Below are 23,528 nucleotides of genomic sequence, written 5' to 3' on the forward strand. Positions count from 1 at the left end.
ATATACAAAAAAACGCCTTTTCCAGCGGAAAAAGGCGCTCGATATCGTTCTTGCCATTCAAGCTTCTTTTATGGAGAAGACGGTCCCCCGAACAAATCGGTAACCTTGTACCAAATCCAGTCCAAGGTTTGATCGATACTTTTAACCTGTCCTGCAATATGGGCGGTTGAAGCTTGATAGTAAGAGCCGTCAATCACAGTAAGATTTCCTTCCACATCACCGTATACACGGGCCTCACCATTTTGTACTGTTAAATCTCCGGCAATGGATTTCCCTTCAGGTACAATTACAGTATCGCCCTGAATAACAACTTGATCTAGATTGCTTCCTTTGACTACCAATTGATGGTCCGTGCTAGAAAAGCTGGCCATACTTGAGCATATCACAATAAGGAAGAAGGCGGCAGCTGTTACAGCGGGATGCCTCTTCACCCAAGTTAGCATAGGCACCGCAGGCTGTCTTTTATGCGGCGGCAAAGCATTCATAATGCGAAATGTCAGCTCATCCGATACACACGGCACTTGATGATAGCGTGTACCGTAAAGCATCGCATCCGTCCGCTCCAGCTCTTTAAAACGCATGCGGCATTCCGGGCAGTCTAACAAGTGTTGTTCCAACTCATGTTTGTCCTGCTCAGACAGGTCGCCATCTAGATAGTCATGCATAAAAGAGACGGCTTGTTTGCAATCCATATGAGCCAATCCTTTCTAATATTCTTCCGTGTTTCTCAACATAACATGCTCCGGCTTAGAAACTTTGCTCATCTTACATACGTTACAATGAGCATTATGTTTCATAAAAACATCTACGCAGGCTCTTTTCCTAGAATGTATGCACATCATTTATAGCTTGTGCTCCAATTTTTTGCGTAGAAAATCCCGTCCCCTGTGTACTCTTGTCTTAATTGTGGTAACTGGGAGATTGAGTACATCGCTAATTTCCTGCAAGGAAAGCTCCTGCAAGTACCGTAAAACCATAATCGTCTTGTATTTATCCGGAAGGCTGTCAATGGCGTCATGAATTAAAGCTTGCGTTTCCGACAACAGCGTGCTCCCTTCAGGGGTAAGCTCTTCACTAGCAAGCATGGCGTACCCATCAACACCTTCTTGATCATTCATTTCAGCATCAAGTGAGTATGTAGGTTTTCTCCTTCGCAGACGATCAATGCACAGATTTGTAGCAATCCGATAAATCCAGGTTGAGAATTTCTGTCCATGGTCATACTTTTCTAAGTTGCGATACACACGCAAAAAAGTCTCCTGCACCAAATCCTCCGCCTCATGACGATTACCTAGCATCCGGTAGGAAAGATGAAAAATCCGATCTTTATATAACTCGACTAACTCCGCAAAAGCTCGCTGATCACCTTTTTGCACCAGCCTAACCAAGCGGCTTTCCATATTATCCACTCTATACTCCCCCAGACTTGCTGATGGGTTACTTATTATATGTTTATGATTATTCATCGTAGTTTAATTTTATCCAGAAATCAACTGAAGTATGGACACAAGTAACAAACTCGTGCGTCATTACTATAAACACAGCACAATCGGGCACTCCATGAGTACCCGATTGCCTGTATCATACAGCCAAACTATATCAGCCTGTGTTTCTCAAGCCTGCGGCAATTCCGTTAATCGTCAACAGTACCTCACGCAGCATTTCAGCATCATCACCGTTCTGATTACGCAACTCGCGCAGCTCACTTAGCAATTGAACCTGCAAATAACTTAACGGATCGACATAAGGATTACGCAACCGGATAGATTCCTGAATAACAGGTACATCGTCCAAAATCTCGGATTGTCCGGTTATTTTCAAAATCAACTCAGATGTCAGCTTGAACTCTGCAGAAATCTGTCCAAATATACGTTGTCGTGCTTCTTCATTATCCGACATCCCAGCGTACTCCTCTGCAATCAGCAAATCCGCTTTAGCGATTGCCATTTGCAGTGTATCAATAAGCGACCGGAAGAAAGCAGAGTCTCTAAACATCGTTTGCAGCACTTTAAGGTTATCTTCATTGTTTTGATAGTAGCTTTGCAAACCAGTTCCTGCCGCATACCAAGCGGGTAGCAAGTAACGACTTTGTGTCCACGCAAAAACCCACGGAATGGCGCGCAAGTCCTCAAAACGTTCGCTATTCTTACGCTTGGACGGGCGAGATCCAATATTCAGCTCGCCTACCTCAGGCAACGGTGTAGATTCTTTGAAGAAACTGAAGAAATCCGGGTCTCGGAAAATTAAATCTTGATACTTCTCCAGTGATACCTCGGAAATACGGGCAATAATCTCCTCCCAGCTTTCCTCGAACACTTCTTTCTTTCCCGAGCGATGATAGGCAGCAGCCGTAATTAACGCCGATGTCGCCTGCTCTAAGCTCCGATATGCAATCCCCTTGAGCGAATAGCGGGATGATAGCACTTCGCCTTGCTCCGTAATCTTAATTCCTCCACCAATGGTATGAGGAGGCTGAGCCAGAATACTGCGATTAAGTGGCATTCCTCCACGCCCCAGCGCTCCTCCACGTCCGTGGAAAAACTTCACTTTTGCGCCATACTCGTTTACTACTTCCGTAATGCTATTCATAGCGACCCGAAGTTCCCAGTTCGCTGTAACCACACCGCCATCCTTATTACTATCCGAGTAGCCAAGCATGATCTCCTGAAGCTCATCCATGGCGGCTACAGATTGTCGATATACAGGCAGGTTCATCAATCTTCTCATAATGTCAGGTGCAGCGTGCAAATCATCTATCGTTTCGAACAAAGGAACGGATTGCAGCGTACAGATGACAGTGCCATCCTTCTCGATGCGGAACAGGCCCACCTCTTTGGCTAATACCATGACCTCAAGCAAATCACTGGCCCCTTGGGTCATACTGATCAAGTAGCTTGTAATGGACTGCTTGCCAAATTCCTCCTGAGCCAAATAAATCGTACGATATACATCAAGACATTCCTGTGTGCTATCGCTATATTTTAGATACGGCGAAGTAATCGGACGCGGTTCATTCAGCAGCTGTTCCAGCAGATCTATTTTTTCTTCCTCTGACAGCTTACTGTAATCTGACACAATATTCATTTTAGAAAGAATTTCAGTCATCGCATTTTCATGTTCCTGACTATGCTGACGCACATCCAGCGTAGCCGTATGAAACCCGAATAGCTCTACCTGACGAATCATCTTTTGGATATACGTGTCTGCCACATAATCAGCAAAATGATGGCGCAAGCTGTTGTCAATAACATTCAGGTCTGCAATAAGTTCTTCCGCGGAGCTGTAGCGCTCCTTGGTACCCTGTTTGCTTTCATCCAAAACGTTATTCACCTTAGCAATCATATATGCCAGTTTGATGCGATAAGGCTCTTTTTCGTTATGCCATACTTCCATTTTTTTAAGTGTAATGTGGGCGCGATCTTCTTCAATAGAAGCCAACAAATCATCAGAAACTCGCACAATGCTGGTACTGAAGCTCAAGTAACCCATGAGTTCTTTCAGCGTGTGCTGATATTCTCTCAAAGCCAACTTGCGCTGCATACGTAATGTTTCCCAAGTCACATGAGATGTAACAGATGGATTCCCGTCTCGATCTCCACCGATCCAAGAACCAAATCTCAAATAAGTTGGAATGTGCCATTTTTGCTCAGGATAATATTTGACCAAACATCGTTCCAGTTCTTGGTATACATCCGGCAATACATGAAACAAGGTCTCATGAAAATAATACATTCCATTTCTTACTTCATCTAATACAGTTGGCTTTCGATCACGTAGCTCATCGGTCTGCCACAATGTAATTACTTCATTAAGCAGATTTTCCCGTACCTGTTCTCGCTCACGCAAGGTAAGCATCGGATTATCCAGCAGCATGACGTCTTCGGAAATACGTTTGTGGATATCCAGGATTACTCGTCGTGTTGCTTCTGTAGGATGTGCAGTCATGACCAGCTCCAAAGAGAGTTCATTCAGCATGTTGCTAACGTCCTCTGCGGAGAAGCCTCCTTGTTTAAGCTCCTGAACGGAACTTTCGATAGAACCGGGTTGAACCTCTTCACCAGCGGAATGCTCATAATCCCGCTTACGACGAATACGATGGTTCTGCTCAGCGATATTCACCAACTGAAAGTAAATCGCAAACGCGCGAATAACCTGGTGACGAATATCCGTATCCAGTCCACTGACCATTTGTTTGAAATTCTCGTATAACTCCGGCTGATACCCGGCACGTAACGATTTACTTGCCTCACGTATTTTCTCCACGATATCCAAAAGTTCGTTGCCACCCTGATGAACCAAAACCTCACCAAGAATATTTCCTAGAAAACGAACGTCCCGCCGTAGCAGATTGTTGGATTGGTTTTTGTTAGCGGTTAACGTAAGCTCAGTCATGCTTTTCCCCCCATCTGATCTGTTCCACACCTATTCAGTTGTAGCAAAGGTACGTATACACACGAAATTTGACACTTTCTTAACATCATACAATAAAAACGTATGAAAAGCTGCAAAATTTACAGGAAAAAATCATGCTTTTGAAATACTTTTTTGGAGAATATATTGGTTATATATACATAATAATGAAATTTAAAAATTAAACCTGATTTTATAACTATTGATGTGCGAAACTTTATGCACAGTCTCTTTTAAAAGGTGCGTTTTCAAAGGTACAAATTCTTGTGTCATGGTGTGTATATGTTTATTATTTGTTGACAAAGTGAAATTTATTGCGCTCTATCCACAAAGATATACACAAAAAAGCCATAATCTCAGTATTCTAAATCTGTTTATTCATTAATTTCTACGTGTTACCCACATAAATAAAGAAGAGTGTGCACAACAAAAGGAGCAGATGTAAAGTTATCACCATGAATTTCGCAACATAATAATTATAGGATTCCTATTTTCAATGGATTTGATCACGAATTTAGCCTTACTACAGGAAAAAGGGGGCCATAAGAGGGGAAATCCGGGTCTAGGTGATAAAAGCCTATATAGGATATGCACAAGTCATCCCCAACCGTGCATGACAAGAGGCATCATTTAATGCTCTATATACATAGAAGTTAATGTATTGTGGACAAAATAAAAAGAAGCCTTTCGGCTTCTAGGTAATCGGTAAGCGGGTGATGGGAATCGAACCCACGCTATCAGCTTGGAAGGCTGAAGTTCTACCATTGAACTACACCCGCAAATCAGTATCGGGATGACACGATTTGAACATGCGACCCCCTGGTCCCAAACCAGGTGCTCTACCAAGCTGAGCTACATCCCGATATTATATTATTTTAGAAAGATGGCGCGCCCTGAGAGATTCGAACTCCCGGCCTTTTGATTCGTAGTCAAACGCTCTATCCAGCTGAGCTAAGGGCGCAAATATGGAGCGGACGACGGGAATCGAACCCGCGACCCTCGCCTTGGCAAGGCGATGCTCTACCGCTGAGCCACGTCCGCAAAAACAGGATGCGCGTGGAGGGACTTGAACCCCCACGTCAAAGACGCTAGATCCTAAGTCTAGTGCGTCTGCCAATTCCGCCACACGCGCATGTAATACAATGGTGAGCCATGAAGGACTCGAACCTTCGACACCCTGATTAAAAGTCAGGTGCTCTACCAACTGAGCTAATGGCTCTTAATGGCTGGGGATATAGGATTTGAACCTATGCATGACGGAGTCAAAGTCCGTTGCCTTACCGCTTGGCTAATCCCCAATATGCATATGATTCACAATTCCCCTATATTTCATCCATGTAAGAGAATAAAATATGGTGGAGGCTGAGGGGATCGAACCCCCGACCCTCTGCTTGTAAGGCAGATGCTCTCCCAGCTGAGCTAAGCCTCCATACTATCCTATGACCCGTAGGGGATTCGAACCCCTGTTACCTCCGTGAAAGGGAGGTGTCTTAACCCCTTGACCAACGGGCCATCCTGTAACAAGCTCTCAACCGGGATCGAACCGGTGACCTCATCCTTACCATGGATGCACTCTACCTACTGAGCTATGAGAGCAAATGGCTCCCCGAACAGGACTCGAACCTGTGACAACTCGATTAACAGTCGAGTGCTCTACCAACTGAGCTATCAGGGAATAATAATTATAAAACTCGCTTGGCGGCGTCCTACTCTCCCAGGACCCTGCGGTCCAAGTACCATCGGCGCTGGAGGGCTTAACGGTCGTGTTCGGGATGGGTACGTGTGGAACCCCTCCGCTATCGCCACCAAACATGAATTTGCCTCGCAAATTCTACATTCAAGGTTACACCCTGAAAACTGAATCCGAAACTTATTGCGCCTTATCTTTAGGATAAGCCCTCGACCGATTAGTATTGGTCAGCTCCATGCATTACTGCACTTCCACCCCCAACCTATCTACCTCGTCGTCTTCAAGGGGTCTTACATACTGGGAAATCTCATCTTGAGGGGGGCTTCACGCTTAGATGCTTTCAGCGCTTATCCCTTCCGTACATAGCTACCCAGCGGTGCTCCTGGCGGAACAACTGGTACACCAGCGGTACGTCCATCCCGGTCCTCTCGTACTAAGGACAGCTCCTCTCAAATTTCCTACGCCCACGACAGATAGGGACCGAACTGTCTCACGACGTTCTGAACCCAGCTCGCGTACCGCTTTAATGGGCGAACAGCCCAACCCTTGGGACCTACTTCAGCCCCAGGATGCGATGAGCCGACATCGAGGTGCCAAACCTCCCCGTCGATGTGGACTCTTGGGGGAGATAAGCCTGTTATCCCCAGGGTAGCTTTTATCCGTTGAGCGATGGCCCTTCCATGCGGTACCACCGGATCACTAAGCCCGACTTTCGTCCCTGCTCGACTTGTAGGTCTCGCAGTCAAGCTCCCTTCTGCCTTTGCACTCTTCGAATGATTTCCAACCATTCTGAGGGAACCTTGGGGCGCCTCCGTTACTCTTTAGGAGGCGACCGCCCCAGTCAAACTGCCCACCTGACACTGTCCTCGCACCGGATCACGGTACCAAGTTAGAACCTAGATACGATCAGGGTGGTATCCCAAGGATGCCTCCCTTCAAGCTGGCGCTCAAAGTTCTACGGCTCCCACCTATCCTGTACAGATCGTACCCAAATTCAATATCAAGCTGCAGTAAAGCTCCATGGGGTCTTTCCGTCTTGTCGCGGGTAACCTGCATCTTCACAGGTATTAAAATTTCACCGGATCTCTCGTTGAGACAGCGCCCAAGTCGTTACGCCATTCGTGCGGGTCAGAATTTACCTGACAAGGAATTTCGCTACCTTAGGACCGTTATAGTTACGGCCGCCGTTTACTGGGGCTTCGGTTCATAGCTTCGCTCTTGCGAGCTTACCACTCCCCTTAACCTTCCAGCACCGGGCAGGCGTCAGCCCGTATACTTCGCCTTGCGGCTTCGCACAGACCTGTGTTTTTGCTAAACAGTCGCTTGGGCCTTTTCACTGCGGCCCCCTCGGGCTATTCACCCTACCGAGGCACCCCTTCTCCCGAAGTTACGGGGTCATTTTGCCGAGTTCCTTAACGAGAGTTCTTCCGCGCGCCTTAGAATTCTCTTCTCGCCTACCTGTGTCGGTTTGCGGTACGGGCACCTTCTCCTGGCTAGAGGCTTTTCTTGGCAGTCTGAGATCATGACCTTCGCTACTATAATTTTCGCTCCCCATCACAGCCCAGCCTTAACGATGTGCGGATTTGCCTACACATCAGCCTCACTGCTTAGACGGACATCCATCAGTCCGCGTCACTACCCTACTGCGTCACCCCATCGCTCATCACGGATTACGGTGGTACAGGAATTTCTACCTGTTGTCCTTCGACTACGCCTATCGGCCTCGCCTTAGGTCCCGACTTACCCTGAGCGGACGAACCTTCCTCAGGAACCCTTAGGCTTTCGGCGGATCTGATTCTCACAGATCTTTTCGTTACTCATACCGGCATTCTCACTTGAATGCAGTCCAGCGCTCCTTCCGGTACACCTTCAACCCGCATTCAACGCTCCCCTACCCCTGATGCAAGCATCAAGCCATAGCTTCGGTGGTGTGTTTAGCCCCGTTACATTTTCGGCGCAGAGTCACTCGACCAGTGAGCTATTACGCACTCTTTCAATGGTGGCTGCTTCTAAGCCAACATCCTGGTTGTCTGTGCAACTCCACATCCTTTCCCACTTAACACACACTTGGGGACCTTAGCTGATGGTCTGGGCTGTTTCCCTTTCGACAATGGATCTTAGCACTCACTGTCTGACTCCCGGAACTAAATCTATGGCATTCGGAGTTTGACTGAGCTTGGTAACCCTTGCGGGCCCCGCACCCAATCAGTGCTCTACCTCCACGATTCTTTTTTCCGAGGCTAGCCCTAAAGCTATTTCGGGGAGAACCAGCTATCTCCGGGTTCGATTGGAATTTCTCCGCTACCCCCACCTCATCCCCGCATTTTTCAACATGCGTGGGTTCGGGCCTCCAGTGCGTGTTACCGCACCTTCACCCTGGACAGGGGTAGATCACCCGGTTTCGGGTCTACGTCCACGTACTCAAGTCGCCCTATTCAGACTCGCTTTCGCTGCGGCTTCAGCTCTTCACCTTAACCTTGCACGGGAACGTAACTCGCCGGTTCATTCTACAAAAGGCACGCCATCACCCATAGATCGGGCTCTGACTTCTTGTAAGCACACGGTTTCAGGATCTATTTCACTCCCCTTCCGGGGTGCTTTTCACCTTTCCCTCACGGTACTGCTTCACTATCGGTCGCCAGGGAGTATTTAGCCTTGGCAGATGGTCCTGCCGGATTCATACGGGGTTTCACGTGCCCCGCACTACTCGGGATCCGTCTCGGAGGGAACAAGTTTTGAACTACAGGGCTTTTACCTTCTCTGGCGGGCCTTTCCAGACCTCTTCATCTAACCGGTTCCTTTGTAACTCCATATGAGACGTCCCACAACCCCAAGGAGCAAGCTCCTTGGTTTGGGCTAATCCGCGTTCGCTCGCCGCTACTGACGGAATCACTATTGTTTTCTCTTCCTCAGGGTACTTAGATGTTTCAGTTCCCCTGGTCTGCCTCTCACTCACCTATGAATTCAGTGAGTAGTGACTGTCGATGAAGACAGCCGGGTTTCCCCATTCGGACATCCCCGGATCAAAGCTTGCTTACAGCTCCCCGAGGCTTTATCGTTGTTCGCCACGTCCTTCGTCGGCTCCTGGCGCCTAGGCATCCTCCGTGTGCTCTTTGTAGCTTAACCTAGTATCTACAATGTAAATACGATTTGCTACCTTTATTTCACTTGTTTACACAAGATCAGCTTAAAGGAATATTCTAAAACGCAATTTCGTTTCGGTATCCAGTTTTCAAGGTGCAATAATAAATCTTTTTGGTGGAGCCAAGCGGGATCGAACCGCTGACCTCCTGCGTGCAAGGCAGGCGCTCTCCCAGCTGAGCTATGGCCCCAAAAGAAAATATAAAGTTTATGGTGGGCCCTAGTGGACTCGAACCACCGACCTCACCCTTATCAGGGGTGCGCTCTAACCAGCTGAGCTAAGGGCCCATAATAAACCACCAAAATTTTTTTTCTTTAGTGGTTGCGCTTGGCGGCGTCCTACTCTCCCAGGACCCTGCGGTCCAAGTACCATCGGCGCTGGAGGGCTTAACGGTCGTGTTCGGGATGGGTACGTGTGGAACCCCTCCGCTATCGCCACCAAACGCTTGAGAGTTTGAGCTCTCAAAACTGAGCAACGAGTGAGTAACAGGCCTAAACCTGAGCTTGAAACTTACGCTTCATATTTGAATGTTTCCATTGCAGGAAACGATTCTCCATAGAAAGGAGGTGATCCAGCCGCACCTTCCGATACGGCTACCTTGTTACGACTTCACCCCAATCATCTACCCCACCTTCGGCGGCTGGCTCCTTGCGGTTACCTCACCGACTTCGGGTGTTGTAAACTCTCGTGGTGTGACGGGCGGTGTGTACAAGACCCGGGAACGTATTCACCGCGGCATGCTGATCCGCGATTACTAGCAATTCCGACTTCATGTAGGCGAGTTGCAGCCTACAATCCGAACTGAGACCGGCTTTTCTAGGATTGGCTCCACCTCGCGGCTTCGCTTCCCGTTGTACCGGCCATTGTAGTACGTGTGTAGCCCAGGTCATAAGGGGCATGATGATTTGACGTCATCCCCACCTTCCTCCGGTTTGTCACCGGCAGTCTGCTTAGAGTGCCCAGCTTGACCTGCTGGCAACTAAGCATAAGGGTTGCGCTCGTTGCGGGACTTAACCCAACATCTCACGACACGAGCTGACGACAACCATGCACCACCTGTCTCCTCTGTCCCGAAGGAAAGGCCTATCTCTAGACCGGTCAGAGGGATGTCAAGACCTGGTAAGGTTCTTCGCGTTGCTTCGAATTAAACCACATACTCCACTGCTTGTGCGGGTCCCCGTCAATTCCTTTGAGTTTCAGTCTTGCGACCGTACTCCCCAGGCGGAATGCTTAATGTGTTAACTTCGGCACCAAGGGTATCGAAACCCCTAACACCTAGCATTCATCGTTTACGGCGTGGACTACCAGGGTATCTAATCCTGTTTGCTCCCCACGCTTTCGCGCCTCAGCGTCAGTTACAGCCCAGAGAGTCGCCTTCGCCACTGGTGTTCCTCCACATCTCTACGCATTTCACCGCTACACGTGGAATTCCACTCTCCTCTTCTGCACTCAAGCTCCCCAGTTTCCAGTGCGACCCGAAGTTGAGCCTCGGGATTAAACACCAGACTTAAAGAGCCGCCTGCGCGCGCTTTACGCCCAATAATTCCGGACAACGCTTGCCCCCTACGTATTACCGCGGCTGCTGGCACGTAGTTAGCCGGGGCTTTCTTCTCAGGTACCGTCACTCTTGTAGCAGTTACTCTACAAGACGTTCTTCCCTGGCAACAGAGCTTTACGATCCGAAAACCTTCATCACTCACGCGGCGTTGCTCCGTCAGGCTTTCGCCCATTGCGGAAGATTCCCTACTGCTGCCTCCCGTAGGAGTCTGGGCCGTGTCTCAGTCCCAGTGTGGCCGATCACCCTCTCAGGTCGGCTACGCATCGTCACCTTGGTAGGCCTTTACCCCACCAACTAGCTAATGCGCCGCAGGCCCATCCACAAGTGACAGATTGCTCCGCCTTTCCTCCTTCTCCCATGCAGGAAAAGGATGTATCGGGTATTAGCTACCGTTTCCGGTAGTTATCCCTGTCTTGTGGGCAGGTTGCCTACGTGTTACTCACCCGTCCGCCGCTAGGTTATGTAGAAGCAAGCTTCTACATAACCCCGCTCGACTTGCATGTATTAGGCACGCCGCCAGCGTTCGTCCTGAGCCAGGATCAAACTCTCCATTAAAGACCAACCGAAGTTAGTTATAGAAAGAGCGATTAGCTCATTTTGAAACTGACGAGATAAAATATCTCTTGTTTGATTTTGCGAACAAAATCAATTTACTCACTCGTTGTTCAGTTTTCAAAGATCAAACCTTCGTTATATCTCACTTTGTTTCACCACCGCATCTCAGCGGCGACTTTTATAATATATCATCTCTTTTTGAATTTTGCAAGAGTTTTTTTAATTCTTTTTTCGAGCAAATCCTTCAAAAAGGAACGAAAATTAATTTAACATGAATATTGAATAGAGTCAATACTTTTTTTGATATCAGAAAGTATATTTACTTCCTGATATCTCGGTCTGATATAGTTCTTCTTTATCTTATCATTGTTTGGTTTGCGGGACACGGCCTCTCCGTGCATATTTGGATAGTTCCTTAGCGGGTGCAAAACGGGCATACATGCGGAAAACTGTTTTATATCGAAGTGCTATAGCATAACGGATATCCTGGTCCAATCGGGTATCGCTCATATCAAGCAGCATTTCATCTAGTTCCTTACGAAGAACATAGTCAAGTTCCTTGCATTCTTTTTCGTTAAACAGCATTCCCAACATATGACCATACTCCCTTATCAGCAGATTATATAGTACTTATATTTGCCCAATTAATCGTTCCAAACTTTACCTGTTTTTAAACTCAACTGCTAAGGTTTCAAACTTACTCCAAGTAATCTTTAATGTTTTTCTTTACGCTCTCCCCTTTGTTATGTTCAATTTTCGGGAAATATATAAATAATTGGCCATATTATTTTAATGCGACAATAAACGATAAGTTATGCCGCTCTCAATCGCAGCTGCTATAAACAGAAAGATGACAGACCATATTGACACGGTCAACGTTTGTTTCAAAAAAACCTCCCACGATGGGCCAGTACCTTTGCGTTTTAGTCCTATGCTTGTACCTAGGGTAGATATTATATTGACTCCAAACTTCAATCCGAAGGCACAGGCGATAATTAAAACAGGCAATTCAATCACACCATGAGGCAATAATCCTTTTACGACAATTTCATACATACTTCTTCCCATATCTGTCTGCAGGTGTACTACGAAACCTAAAACCATTCCGTTCACAATCAAAAATATAAACGGAACGATTCCAAAAAGAGCCCCGGTATATATAACCAGCACGCATTTAATTGCATTATTGAAAAAGATAAACACAAAAAAACTCCATTGTGGATGCTCAGAGTTCTGCAATCGTTGCGCCACTCCCCCCAGTCCCTCCATTTGTTGTGCCAACATAGCCTGAATAACACCTGTACTTAACCATCCCACTACAATACTTGCGCAGAAAAAAAGTGCAGCGATCAAAATTAGCCGTCTTGTCGTGCGTAAATCATAAAAAAATACTTTTAGTCCCATTTGTTGATGCCTCCTATTGGTCCAATGGAATAATTGACAACCCCTGGCATAGCTTTAAGTAAACAAGCACTTCTAGGATGAAAGGGGCATTAACCATGAATTCTTTTTTCTATGTATTGAACGGCAAAAAAATCAAACGATTCTTGATCGTAATGGCAGCGGCCATCTTTACTGCTGGAGTCATTTATGTAGAAACCGATAATGTTACGGTCTTTTCCGAGGAAGCGCCAACTGCCATTTACAGTGTACCAACGGATAAAAAGCTGATCGCTCTCACCTTCGACATTAGCTGGGGGGATAAGCGTACTGCTCCCATTTTAAAAGTTCTCGAAGATAAAAAAGTGACCAAGTCCACCTTTTTTCTTTCTGCCCCTTGGAGCAAAACACATCCAGAACTCGTGAATCAAATTAAAGAAAGCGGATTTGAGATTGGCAGTCATGGCCATAAACACGAAAATTATAGCAGCTTAAGCGATGAAGAGATTCGTAAACAGATTTCAACGGCTCATACCACATTAACCGAGCTGACTGGACAATCCCCGAAGTTAATCCGCATGCCTAATGGTGACTTTGACAAAAGGGTACTTCAAGTTGCCAGCACTTTAGGCTACAAAACCATTCAATGGGATACTGACTCCCTGGACTGGAAAAACCCTGGTACGCAGGTCATCATCGACCGTGTTATAAATAAAGCTCATCCCGGTGATATCGTCCTTCTTCATGCCAGTGATTCTTGCAAACAAACTCATGAAGCGTTGCCCATCATTATCGACAAGTTGCGGGCACAAGGCTATGAATTCGTGACTGTATCCGAACTGCTTCAACAGGGTACAGTAAAAGGTAAAGAGGTTCGCGATCAAGCTCTGGGTCTTTAAGGAGTTATTTTACATCGTTCTCAGCTAAAAACCAAAAACAACTCGACATATTTCTCCCCAATCATCCGCATACTATCCACATTCATGATAAAGGAGGAATACGGCCATGAATTGGACTCGTTTGCGATTTGTTAGCATGGTATGCGTGCTGGGCGTTGCACTGAGCGGCTGCGGCTCGGATCAGGGTTCTGCACCTCCCCAGACCAGTTATAAAGAGATGAAAACGATGGTTGTCGATATCTTGAAAAGTGATGATGGAAAAAAAGCCGTAGAAGAAGCTTTAACCGGGGAAAAAGAGGGGCAATCCGGTCAAAGTGGTGGAGGAGGTGGAGCTGGGGGCAGCATGGGAATGAAAATGCTTATGCCCACGCAATCCGCTGAACAGATGAAAATCGCAGTAAAAGATACTTTAATCTCACCCGAATATAAAAAAGAAATCGAAAAAATTATGACTGATCCGCGTTTTGCCGGAGAATTTGCCAAAGCCATCAACAGTCAAAGCAAACAGCTTCATATGCAGCTTATAAAAGACCCTTCTTACCAAAAATCAATTGAAGCGATGCTAAAATCGCCTGAACTAACCAAGATGTACATGGACTTAACTAAAACTCCCGAATATCGCAAACAATCTATGACAGTCATGCATGATGCTATGCAGAATCCGATTTTTCGGCTTGAGGTCATGAATTTACTCAAAACTGTCGTTCAAGAAGAACTTCAACCTAAGGTTGAGAAAAAAGGCGGAGAGCAAGGTGGATCTGGGGATCAAAAACAAGATGGTGGTGGAGGTGAAGGAGAACAAGGCGGTAGTGAAGGAGGGCAAGGAGGAGGTCAGTAAAAAAAAGGCTGGTTCAACAACCAGCCTTTTTTATTATTTAGATTCCATGTGCAACCTCGTAATTTGGGCGGCTATATCATCATAAATAGCTCCTGTCGCCGACTCCGATTTATATACTGATGGAGAAAAATCAGCTTCTGACGGATGATTATCTGGGATACCCAGCGGAATTTGCGCCAAAAGTTTCGTATGAAGTGTATCTGCCAACATCGCCCCGCCTCCCCGTCCAAAAACATAGTCTTTTTCTCCCGTGGAGGACACATAATAGGACATGTTCTCCACCACGCCTATGACCTTATGATCCGTTTGAAGGGCCATTGCCCCTGCACGTGCAGCTACAAAAGCTGCCGTCGCATGCGGAGTAGTGACAATGATTTCTTCACTCTGCGGGATCATTTGATGTACGTCAAGCGCTACATCACCAGTACCTGGCGGTAAATCAAGTATCATATAATCCAGCTTGCCCCATTCGACATCACTAAAAAACTGTCTAAGCATTCTTCCCAGCATGGGACCTCTCCAAATAACCGGATTGTTTTCTCTAACAAAGAAGCCCATGGACATGATCTTGATACCAAATCGTTCCACTGGCTGAATGATACCATCTTCGACAGAAGGTACATCCTCTACCCCGATCATATCCGGCACACTGAATCCATAGATATCAGCATCAATTAATCCCACTCGCTTACCCTGTCTGGCTAGAGCTGCAGCCAAATTCACAGCTACTGTCGATTTCCCGACACCACCTTTTCCGCTTGCAATGGCAATAAATCGTACACCAGATGCTGGGTTAAGTAGCTCATGTTCTTCCATACCGACAGCATGTCCTTTGGTCAATACCGGATCAGCTACCTCCTCGGTATCCTCTCCATTTTGAATAGCTGACTTTTCAGACTCAGATGCCTCACGAATACGAATATGGACGTGACTTAATCCTGCCTTTTCTAACGTCTGCCGGATTTCCCGATCCAGTTCTGTCCGCGTCTCTTCCTGGCTATCCAGGGCAATAGCAGTCAATGATACCCGATCCTCTTTAACAACCACATCCCGAATAAAATGGAGATCAACCAAACGGCGTCCCGTTTGAGGCTCTCGCACTTGCTGAAGTAGCTCTATAACTTGCTCTCTCGATTGCATGAATAATCAGCACCTCTGCTTTATTGATTTACGTAGTGGTAAACACTTACAGTATACCACTATCTGACTTCAGGTGCTGATGAGGTTCCCTTTTCCCCGGCACTGTAACGCAAAATCCCTTTATATATGGATGCAGCCACTTGTCTTTGATAGTTCTCGTCACTCAGTCGTCTGGCTTCCTCTGGATGGGACAAAAATCCGACTTCTACAAGAGCTGCCGGCATTTTGAGTGCTTTTAATAAATAGACCGTGTTTACGGTCTTAGCCACTCTGTCCGTATTTTCCAAGTTGCGCTTGATTTCTTCCTGAATTAAGGACGCCAAATTCTCGTTATCTGCATGATTAGGTACGAAAAAGGTCTGGGCTCCACTCCAACGGCTCGACGGGATACTGTTCATATGAATACTTAAAAAGAGGTCCGCTTTCTTCTCCTCAATCATACGTACCCGTTGCTTTAAATCCTCCGTTTTTCTTCTGGAGTAGCCTTTTGTTTCTTGCTGCGCCAGATCACGATCATCCTCACGTGTCATGACGACAACAGCTCCTGCTTGCTGCAAATAATCCCGCAAATAAAAAGCGATCGCCAAATTAATATCCTTTTCAATGACCCCCTCTTTGCTAACCGCTCCTCCATCAGGCCCTCCGTGTCCGGCATCTATAGCAATTACCTTACCAGTAAGCGGTAGACTCCAATGAATCCACGCTCTCGAAGCAGGTATCTCATACAATGTCAGCATGATAAATAGAACAGCGAGACAACAGCCTACCAGCACTTTTTGCAGCGTCCGATAGCGAATCCACAGTGTGACCTCTTTTTTACGATTGTTTTTTTGCATAACAAAACGCCTCCGTCCTATACAGATACTAATAATCTATATGGGACGAGGCGTGTAGTTAGTACAACTCAGGCATGAACATATTCTTTCATACCTTCAATCAGCACTTGAGCGACCTCAGGTCGTGTAAATTCAGGTGGCGGACAAACCCCGGAGCGCAACAATTCCCTCACTTTGGTGCCGGAGAGCGTCAAATGGTGCTCCTTAGGATGTGGGCATGTTTTGCTTGAGGCCATATTTCCACATTGGGTGCAGTAAAAGCTGTGTTCAAAAAACAACGGGGTAATCCCCAGCTCTTCAGGTGTAAAGTGCTTGAAAATTTCCTGCGCTTCATAGGTACCGTAATAATCCCCTACACCGGCATGATCTCTTCCGACAATAAAATGGGTGCAACCAAAGTTCTTTCGCACAATAGCATGGAAAATGGCCTCTCTAGGACCAGCGTATCGCATGGCGGCAGGAAAGACCCCCAGTAAGGCTCGATCAGCCGGATAATAGTTGTCCAGCAACACCAGATAGCTCTTCATACGCACATTTGCTGGAACGTCATCTGACTTGGTCTCTCCAACGAGCGGATTTAGAAATAAAGCATCCACAATTTCCATCGCGCTTTTTTGGATGTACTCATGTGCCCGGTGTACCGGATTTCGTGTTTGAAAACCGACCACTGTCTTCCATCCCTTTTCAGCAAAAAGGCTACGTGTCTGTGCTGGCGTGTAATAAAATTCGCTAAATTGTGTAGGTTCTGGTCGATTCAGCACTTGCACCGTTCCACCTACATAGGTAGCAGGTCGATCTAACAATTTGTTTACGCCAGGATGGGCCGGGTCATCCGTCTTGAATACACATCTGGCTTCCTCTGCCTGGTCAACCTGATAAATACTCTCAATATCAAGTACAGCATAGATGATACCATCTGTTTCCCCCACCAAAGCCACCTGTTGACCTAGTTTCAGTTCACTGGTTATGGTTTCTACTACTGCAAGAGTAATGGGAATACTCCAGACTGTACCATCAGCAAGACGCATATCCGTTACCACCGAACGATAATCCGACTCATTCATAAATCCCGTCAATGGAGAGAAGGCACCTATTCCAATCAAATCCAGATCAGAAATCGTCCATGGGTTTACAGGGATAGGAAACAATTCACCTGCAGCCTGCAAGAGTGCTTCTTGCTCCGGTCCTGTAATATTTCTGTCAACGAGCGTTCCGCCATGCGGAAGAATTGCAGTCATAATGCACTTCCTTTCTATATCATAAATAAAGTCTCAGCGCTACCTATATACCATTTTATTGATGGAGCCCACACTCCGTTTTCTCATTCCCTGACCAACGACCAGCACGTGGATCTTCACCTGGCAGGACTTCACGTGTGCATTGCTCACAGCCAATACTGGGGAAATTACGGTCATGCAATGGATTATACAATACTTCATGAGTGCGAATATAGTTCCATACGTCCTCGGAAGTCCAGCTCGCCAAGGGGTTAAATTTAACGAGGCCAAACTTTTCATCATACTCTACCTTTTTTGCATTCGCACGCGTAGGAGCCTGATCGCGACGGATACCGGTAATCCATGCATCGTATTGAGACAGAATGCGTGTCAGCGGCTCAACCTTGCGGATACCACAGCATGCATTAGGATTTGATTTCCACAGCTCCTCTCCATGCTCCGCTGCTTGCTCTTCTGGAGTCATTAAGGGAGAAACTCTAACAAAATCCAAATTGTATCTAGCTTTCATCTGATCTCGCGTATCGTAAGTTTCTTGAAAATGAAAGTCGGTATCTAAATAAAAAATATCGGTAGAAGGGCTAATTCTTTGAAGCATATCTACTAGTACTACATCTTCTGCTCCGAAGCTACAAGCAAAGGTAAGGTTGGGAAATGTATGAACTGCATACTTGATAATTTCTTCCGGCGTAGCCTCTTCCAGTTCACTTGCCTTGACTCTAATCAACGCTTCTTTCTCCAATAAATTCATTATCAATGCGCCTCCATATGAAGATTCATAAATAAGTGATGCTCCAAAGCCGACTAAACTAATAAGATTAAGTACAGTATAAAACTTTCATATCCATTGTCAATCCAAGCAAAATCGTCATACTGTAAACATTTATTCTCTCGCATGATGCAGGAACGTTGTTCTGTCAGCATTCTTTAACGCTCTCCTGCATATCCAATCAAGTTCATTGGCTTTATATAAAATATTCTTATATCATACGTTTGAAAATTGTCCTTAGGTTGCTTCATAACTAAAAGTAACTATTTATAGCAGAGGGTATGCCTGAACGTAAATATTTTAGGTCAATGAAGATGCTTTCTCTACTCCACCAGTGCCAAAGATATATCCGCTACGCGGTTGCCATCGTATTCCTGACTAGATTTGATTATTATGATCAGATGAAAATAGCTGAGGATAAAAGCGTCGTTCCATAGATCCATGATTATCCTTGAATTTGTACAAGGAGATATATTTAGGGATCGAACATCTTATTTTCATTTTCATTCAAAGATGAAGCGTACGTGGCCGGCATCAACTCAAGGTAAACCAGCTCTGACACTAATCGTACTTTTATTAAGGAATATTAAAAAGAAATGGCACCCAAATCGCTAATAAGCCTCTATCCACTCCTATAGCGCTCACAGCAGCCCTTCAAGAGGAATTAATACATTGGGGCACAAATAAGCCCTTAACGTAACTGGAGCCCTATTATAGGCTCGTTCTCAATGGTTATAAAAACTCCTCATCATCGCTGCAATACGGTAGCCGAGGAGATGGGCAGTAGTAGGCTAGAGATTGCTCTACAGCTAGTACGCATAAGCTAAACGATGTATCCCTTGCTGTATCCTGGACGTCACCAAAACAGCTACACAGGATAGAATAGCCATTGCTCAACCAGAAGATATATAAGCTTTTATCAAATTGGGAAAACAAAAAAATTCTCTGATCTTTTTAATTAGTCACAGGTTGTGAACATTACAGGATAAACCGTGTTAAAATAGCAAACTATATTTGTGCATAACTATACCTACTTTAGTAACATCGTGGATAACTTACGTATTCCAGACAGTATATGCGCTTATTTATGTATCGCAGAGCAGATGAAGCAATAAAACTCTAGTGCAGATCCATTTATCCACATGTGGTTAATGAGCAGCAAATAATCTAAATAAAAAAGAACCCTTTCCATAAGGAAAAGGTTCTTCTGTATTCGAAATATTAACGTTTCGAGAACTGTGGTGCACGACGAGCGGCTTTGAGACCGTACTTTTTACGTTCTTTCATACGTGGGTCACGAGTCAAGAATCCTGCTTTTTTCAAAGCTGGACGGAATTCTGGGTCTGCTTTCAACAGAGCACGGGAAATACCGTGACGGATTGCGCCTGCTTGACCAGAGATACCACCACCATGAGCGATAACGAGTACGTCATAGCTGCCAAGTGTTTCTGTCAGATTCAGTGGTTGTTTTACGATCAGTTTGAGAGTTTCCAAACCGAAATATTCATTAATATCACGCTTATTGATGACAATGCGTCCTTCACCCGGTACGAGACGAACACGAGCTACCGAATGTTTACGACGACCTGTCCCATAGTATTGTACTTGTGCCATGAAACTGTCCTCCCTTTTAATTATCCGCGAAGTTCGTAAACTTCAGGTTTTTGTGCTGCATGTGGATGTTCTGTACCTCTGTAAGCTTTAAGTCTCAGCTTCATTTTGTCGCCTTGACGAGTTTTAGGAAGCATACCGTGAACAGCCAATTCCAACATACGTTCAGGTTTGTTCTTAACCATATCTTGTGCAACTGTTACTTTCAGACCACCTGGGTGCAGGGAGTGACGATAGTATTTCTTGTTCTCCATTTTTTTACCGGTCAATACGATTTTCTCCGCATTGATTACAACAACAAAATCACCTGTGTCCACATGTGGTGTAAACTGTGGCTTGTGTTTGCCGCGAATCAACGCAGCCGCTTCGCTTGCCAGACGGCCGAGCGTTTTGCCTTCGGCATCAATGATGTGCCAGTTGCGCTCAACTTCATTTGGCTTCGCCATATACGTAGTACGCATGAAAAGTATCCTCCTTAAGTTCGTTAACAGAAATCATCATTTATCTTCGTTCGTTAAGTTGCTGCATTATTGATGGATTAGATGTTGCTATAAAGTGATTATCTTAATTGGGGCTGTGGGAAAGCCATTAAGAAAACACAACTTTTATATTACAGGATAACCATCAATTCTGCAAGGGAAAAATCAATGTTTTTTGATGTTTTCTTCGTACTCTACATTCCAGAGCGTTAAAGCATGTCCAACGGCAGTAGGTCCGGCCTTTGAACGGTTTTTTGCTTCCAAAATGGAAGGAATATCATCCGGCGATTTTTTGCCTTCTCCCACTTCCAGCAAAGTCCCCATTATAATCCGGACCATGTGCTGCAAAAATCCGCTACCTGTAATATACGTATGAATAATTCCCTGATCATCCGACCCTGGACGCGAAAAGGAATGGTCTACCGTTATATAGGCTTCGTAAATAGTGCGAACATGGTTCGTCTTTTGGGAACGTCGAGATGCGAACGAAGTATAGTCAAAGGTGCCCACTAAATGAGCCAACCCCTTTTCCATCGCTCTTACATCCAGACTCGTTGGATGATGGGCCTGTGTACGACGGTGAAAGATGTCTGGAAACCGGTTCGCATTAATACTGTACCGATACGTCTTCCGCTTCGCCATGCGGCGTGCATGAAAGGACAGTGGCACCTCTCTCGCATCCGTAACGATGATATCACGAGGCAGCCAGGCATTAAGTGCCAGACACCAGCGATGTATCGGAATCGGCGATTCAGTATGAAAATTGAATACCTGCCCGTATGCATGCACACCTGCATCTGTCCGTCCTGAGCCCGTAATTTTCAGACGTTCGCCCGTCAATGAGTATATAGCATTTTCAAGGCAGTCCTGAATAGTGTTGCCACTAGGCTGCGTCTGAAAGCCATCATAGTGGGTTCCATCATAGTTCACCTTCATGCACAAGTTCCGCATGCTTCTCACACCTTTGTAGGGGTATTCTCTGGCCTTACAGGAAATAACCGAACATAACAAAGGAGAAGCCCCTCAAGGACTCCTCCAAGAGAAAAAAAGGGTTGTTCAGAATCAAGCCGATTCTGTCCACCCTTCCCTCATCTTCGCCTGTTTACGCGCGGTCAACCAATTCCAGATATACCATTGGAGCGGCGTCGCCACGACGAGGTCCCAGTTTCAGGATACGAGTGTATCCACCTGGACGCTCATTGTAACGTGTAGCCAATTCGCTAAACAGCTTTTGGATTGCATCCTGCTCACCATCCAAAGTTTCACGGCGAACGAACGCAGCCACTTGACGACGTGCGTGCAGATCTCCTTTTTTCGCTTTGGTGATCAGTTTTTCAGCAATAGAACGAACTTCTTTCGCTTTAGCCTCAGTAGTTTGGATACGCTCATACAAGAACAGATCGGTTACCAAATCACGAAACAAAGCTTTACGGGCACTAGAATTACGGCCCAATTTTTGGTATGCCATGTAGTTTCCCCTCCTTCACAAAAACGTTGCTGTGCTATTCTTCCGTACGAAGTCCTAAACCAAGTTCCTCGAGCTTCTCTTGTACTTCTTCCAAAGATTTGCGACCCAAGTTACGGACCTTCATCATATCTTCTTCAGATTTAGTCGTGAGTTCTTGTACCGTATTGATACCAGCGCGCTTAAGGCAGTTATAGGAACGGACGGAGAGATCCAGCTCTTCGATCGTCATTTCAAGAACTTTTTCTTTTTTGTCTTCTTCTTTTTCGACCATAATTTCTGCATCTTTTGCTTCATCCGTGAGACCCACGAATAGCATCACATGCTCGGTCAAAATTTTGGCTCCAAGGCTCACAGCTTCTTCAGGACGAATAGTTCCGTCAGTCCAAACCTCAAGTGTCAGCTTGTCATAATTCGTAACCTGGCCGACACGCGTATTTTCTACGCCGTAGTTCACGCGTGCAATCGGAGTGTAGATGGAGTCGACGGGAATGACGCCGATCGGCTGGTCATCACGTTTATTCCGATCCTGCTTAACGTAACCGCGACCGCGATTGGCAAAAATACGCATGTGAAGTCTCGAACCCGGTCCGAGCGTTGCAATGTGAAGATCCGGATTAAGAATTTCCACATCACTATCCGCACGGATATCACCTGCCGTTACAACTCCTTCGCCTTCCGCATCGATTTCGAGTACTTTCTCTTCATCTGAGTGGATTTTAAGCGATAAAGCTTTCAAGTTCAGAATGATCTCCGTTACGTCTTCCTTCACACCGGGAACCGTTGCAAACTCGTGCAGAACCCCATCGATCTGAACCGATGTGACTGCTGCCCCCGGTAACGAGGATAACAGAATACGGCGAAGCGAGTTCCCAAGCGTCGTACCGTATCCGCGTTCCAGCGGTTCTACTACGAATTTTCCATAGGTGCCATCATCATTGACGTCAACCGTCTCAATTTTCGGCTTTTCGATTTCTATCACTGCAATATCCCTCCTTCAAAACGTCGCTCCTATATGAAACATTCACCTTATCCATAGTCTATCATGCAGTATACCTAAACATCCATTCTTGGCAGTTTGTGCCGGATCTATACTACACTCAGAGGAGAAATCTCATTAGACGCGACGACGTTTTGGAGGACGGCATCCGTTATGAGGTACCGGAGTTACGTCTTTGATCAGGTTAACTTCCAGACCAGCAGCTTGCAAAGAGCGGATTGCTGCTTCGCGACCTGCACCAGGTCCTTTAACCATGACTTCGACTGTCTTCATGCCGTGTTCCATAGCAGCTTTAGCAGCAGTTTCTGCGGCCATTTGCGCTGCGAATGGAGTAGATTTACGGGAACCACGGAATCCCATGCCGCCTGAGCTGGCCCAAGAGATTGCGTTACCGTGTGGATCTGTGATCGTAACGATCGTGTTGTTGAACGTGGAACGGATGTGTGCCACACCACTCTCGATATTTTTACGGTCACGGCGTTTTGTGCGTACAACTTTTTTCGGTTTAGCCATTGAATGTT

Annotated in this window: 17 protein-coding genes, 13 tRNA genes and 4 rRNA genes; 2 read left to right on the forward strand and 32 right to left on the reverse strand. The window is 46.0% G+C overall.

From position 1 onward, the window contains the following. Positions 1-68: 68 nt before the first annotated feature. From EGM68_RS22460 to EGM68_RS22565, 22 genes are all read right to left on the reverse strand, one after another. The gene (locus tag EGM68_RS22460) at positions 69-692 is read right to left on the reverse strand and encodes an anti-sigma factor (RefSeq protein WP_013373238.1); all 624 of its coding nucleotides are present in this window, start codon (positions 690-692) and stop codon (positions 69-71) included. A 150-nt stretch (positions 693-842) separates the two neighbouring features. After that, entirely contained in the window at positions 843-1,409 is a 567-nt protein-coding gene (gene sigW, locus EGM68_RS22465) for an RNA polymerase sigma factor SigW (RefSeq protein WP_013373239.1), read from the reverse strand. A 190-nt stretch (positions 1,410-1,599) separates the two neighbouring features. Then, a complete protein-coding gene (gene ppc, locus EGM68_RS22470) occupies positions 1,600-4,392 on the reverse strand; it encodes a phosphoenolpyruvate carboxylase (protein ID WP_025675905.1) in 2,793 nt (930 codons plus the stop codon). Positions 4,393-5,118: 726 nt separating this feature from the next. Further along, a tRNA-Gly gene (locus EGM68_RS22475) sits at positions 5,119-5,189 on the reverse strand. Between the two features lie 9 nt (positions 5,190-5,198). Continuing rightward, a tRNA-Pro gene (locus EGM68_RS22480) sits at positions 5,199-5,272 on the reverse strand. A 22-nt stretch (positions 5,273-5,294) separates the two neighbouring features. Beyond that, positions 5,295-5,371 (reverse strand) — tRNA-Arg (locus EGM68_RS22485). Positions 5,372-5,376: 5 nt separating this feature from the next. Next, a tRNA-Gly gene (locus EGM68_RS22490) sits at positions 5,377-5,451 on the reverse strand. A gap of 10 nt (positions 5,452-5,461) precedes the next feature. Next, a tRNA-Leu gene (locus tag EGM68_RS22495) sits at positions 5,462-5,542 on the reverse strand. 11 nt (positions 5,543-5,553) lie between these two features. Next, a tRNA-Lys gene (locus EGM68_RS22500) sits at positions 5,554-5,629 on the reverse strand. Positions 5,630-5,633: 4 nt separating this feature from the next. Further along, positions 5,634-5,708, reverse strand: a tRNA-Gln gene (locus EGM68_RS22505). A gap of 55 nt (positions 5,709-5,763) precedes the next feature. Further along, positions 5,764-5,839 (reverse strand) — tRNA-Val (locus EGM68_RS22510). A gap of 11 nt (positions 5,840-5,850) precedes the next feature. Continuing rightward, positions 5,851-5,922 (reverse strand) — tRNA-Glu (locus EGM68_RS22515). Positions 5,923-5,933: 11 nt separating this feature from the next. Next, a tRNA-Thr gene (locus tag EGM68_RS22520) sits at positions 5,934-6,006 on the reverse strand. A 3-nt stretch (positions 6,007-6,009) separates the two neighbouring features. Then, positions 6,010-6,085, reverse strand: a tRNA-Asn gene (locus EGM68_RS22525). An 18-nt stretch (positions 6,086-6,103) separates the two neighbouring features. Beyond that, a 5S ribosomal RNA gene (gene rrf, locus EGM68_RS22530) occupies positions 6,104-6,220 on the reverse strand. Positions 6,221-6,297: 77 nt separating this feature from the next. After that, positions 6,298-9,226: ribosomal RNA gene (locus tag EGM68_RS22535) — 23S ribosomal RNA — on the reverse strand. A gap of 130 nt (positions 9,227-9,356) precedes the next feature. Further along, positions 9,357-9,432, reverse strand: a tRNA-Ala gene (locus EGM68_RS22540). Between the two features lie 20 nt (positions 9,433-9,452). Next, a tRNA-Ile gene (locus tag EGM68_RS22545) sits at positions 9,453-9,529 on the reverse strand. Between the two features lie 38 nt (positions 9,530-9,567). After that, positions 9,568-9,684 (reverse strand): 5S ribosomal RNA (gene rrf, locus EGM68_RS22550). Between the two features lie 117 nt (positions 9,685-9,801). Continuing rightward, positions 9,802-11,355 (reverse strand): 16S ribosomal RNA (locus EGM68_RS22555). The 16S, 23S and 5S rRNA genes sit together here with 13 tRNA genes alongside, the layout of an rRNA operon. Positions 11,356-11,718: 363 nt before the next feature. After that, a complete protein-coding gene (locus EGM68_RS22560; RefSeq protein ID WP_013312131.1) occupies positions 11,719-11,949 on the reverse strand; it encodes a hypothetical protein in 231 nt (76 codons plus the stop codon). Between the two features lie 195 nt (positions 11,950-12,144). Continuing rightward, positions 12,145-12,759 carry a stage II sporulation protein M gene (locus EGM68_RS22565; RefSeq protein ID WP_129550057.1) on the reverse strand — a complete coding sequence of 205 codons (615 nt, stop codon included), beginning with the start codon at positions 12,757-12,759 and terminating at the stop codon, positions 12,145-12,147. Between the two features lie 95 nt (positions 12,760-12,854). Between EGM68_RS22565 and pdaB the strand changes: the two genes are divergently transcribed. Beyond that, the gene (gene pdaB, locus EGM68_RS22570) at positions 12,855-13,634 is read left to right on the forward strand and encodes a polysaccharide deacetylase family sporulation protein PdaB (protein WP_058712130.1); all 780 of its coding nucleotides are present in this window, start codon (positions 12,855-12,857) and stop codon (positions 13,632-13,634) included. A gap of 106 nt (positions 13,635-13,740) precedes the next feature. Further along, positions 13,741-14,472, forward strand: coding sequence for a spore germination lipoprotein GerD (gene gerD, locus EGM68_RS22575; protein ID WP_013373244.1), 732 nt, complete (start codon positions 13,741-13,743; stop codon positions 14,470-14,472). A 33-nt stretch (positions 14,473-14,505) separates the two neighbouring features. On the opposite strand, the gene EGM68_RS22580 is transcribed toward gerD, so the two are convergent. The 10 genes from EGM68_RS22580 to rpsK all read right to left on the reverse strand — a co-directional run bounded on the left by EGM68_RS22580 (position 14,506) and on the right by rpsK (position 23,520). Beyond that, positions 14,506-15,612: an Mrp/NBP35 family ATP-binding protein gene (locus EGM68_RS22580; protein WP_013373245.1), complete on the reverse strand. Its 1,107-nt coding sequence runs from the start codon at positions 15,610-15,612 to the stop codon at positions 14,506-14,508. A 59-nt stretch (positions 15,613-15,671) separates the two neighbouring features. Then, positions 15,672-16,448: an N-acetylmuramoyl-L-alanine amidase CwlD gene (cwlD, locus tag EGM68_RS22585; protein WP_129550058.1), complete on the reverse strand. Its 777-nt coding sequence runs from the start codon at positions 16,446-16,448 to the stop codon at positions 15,672-15,674. Positions 16,449-16,516: 68 nt separating this feature from the next. Beyond that, a complete protein-coding gene (gene sat / locus EGM68_RS22590; protein WP_129550059.1) occupies positions 16,517-17,686 on the reverse strand; it encodes a sulfate adenylyltransferase in 1,170 nt (389 codons plus the stop codon). A gap of 55 nt (positions 17,687-17,741) precedes the next feature. After that, positions 17,742-18,434, reverse strand: coding sequence for a phosphoadenylyl-sulfate reductase (locus EGM68_RS22595; RefSeq protein WP_040102793.1), 693 nt, complete (start codon positions 18,432-18,434; stop codon positions 17,742-17,744). A gap of 1,239 nt (positions 18,435-19,673) precedes the next feature. Beyond that, the gene (gene rpsI, locus EGM68_RS22600; protein WP_013373250.1) at positions 19,674-20,066 is read right to left on the reverse strand and encodes a 30S ribosomal protein S9; all 393 of its coding nucleotides are present in this window, start codon (positions 20,064-20,066) and stop codon (positions 19,674-19,676) included. A gap of 20 nt (positions 20,067-20,086) precedes the next feature. After that, positions 20,087-20,524: a 50S ribosomal protein L13 gene (rplM, locus tag EGM68_RS22605; protein WP_013373251.1), complete on the reverse strand. Its 438-nt coding sequence runs from the start codon at positions 20,522-20,524 to the stop codon at positions 20,087-20,089. Between the two features lie 183 nt (positions 20,525-20,707). Continuing rightward, the gene (gene truA, locus EGM68_RS22610; RefSeq protein WP_025365929.1) at positions 20,708-21,493 is read right to left on the reverse strand and encodes a tRNA pseudouridine(38-40) synthase TruA; all 786 of its coding nucleotides are present in this window, start codon (positions 21,491-21,493) and stop codon (positions 20,708-20,710) included. Positions 21,494-21,644: 151 nt separating this feature from the next. Further along, positions 21,645-22,010 (reverse strand): 50S ribosomal protein L17, encoded by a 366-nt coding sequence (gene rplQ, locus EGM68_RS22615; RefSeq protein WP_013373253.1) that lies wholly within the window; start codon positions 22,008-22,010, stop codon positions 21,645-21,647. A 34-nt stretch (positions 22,011-22,044) separates the two neighbouring features. Beyond that, positions 22,045-22,989, reverse strand: a complete 945-nt coding sequence (locus tag EGM68_RS22620; protein WP_013373254.1) for a DNA-directed RNA polymerase subunit alpha — start codon at positions 22,987-22,989, stop codon at positions 22,045-22,047. A gap of 135 nt (positions 22,990-23,124) precedes the next feature. Further along, positions 23,125-23,520 carry a 30S ribosomal protein S11 gene (rpsK, locus tag EGM68_RS22625; RefSeq protein ID WP_007432559.1) on the reverse strand — a complete coding sequence of 132 codons (396 nt, stop codon included), beginning with the start codon at positions 23,518-23,520 and terminating at the stop codon, positions 23,125-23,127. Between the last annotated feature and the right edge of the window lie 8 nt (positions 23,521-23,528).

It is taken from the genome of Paenibacillus sp. M-152 (assembly GCF_003856555.1).
Classification (GTDB): Bacteria; Bacillota; Bacilli; order Paenibacillales; family Paenibacillaceae; genus Paenibacillus; species Paenibacillus polymyxa_C.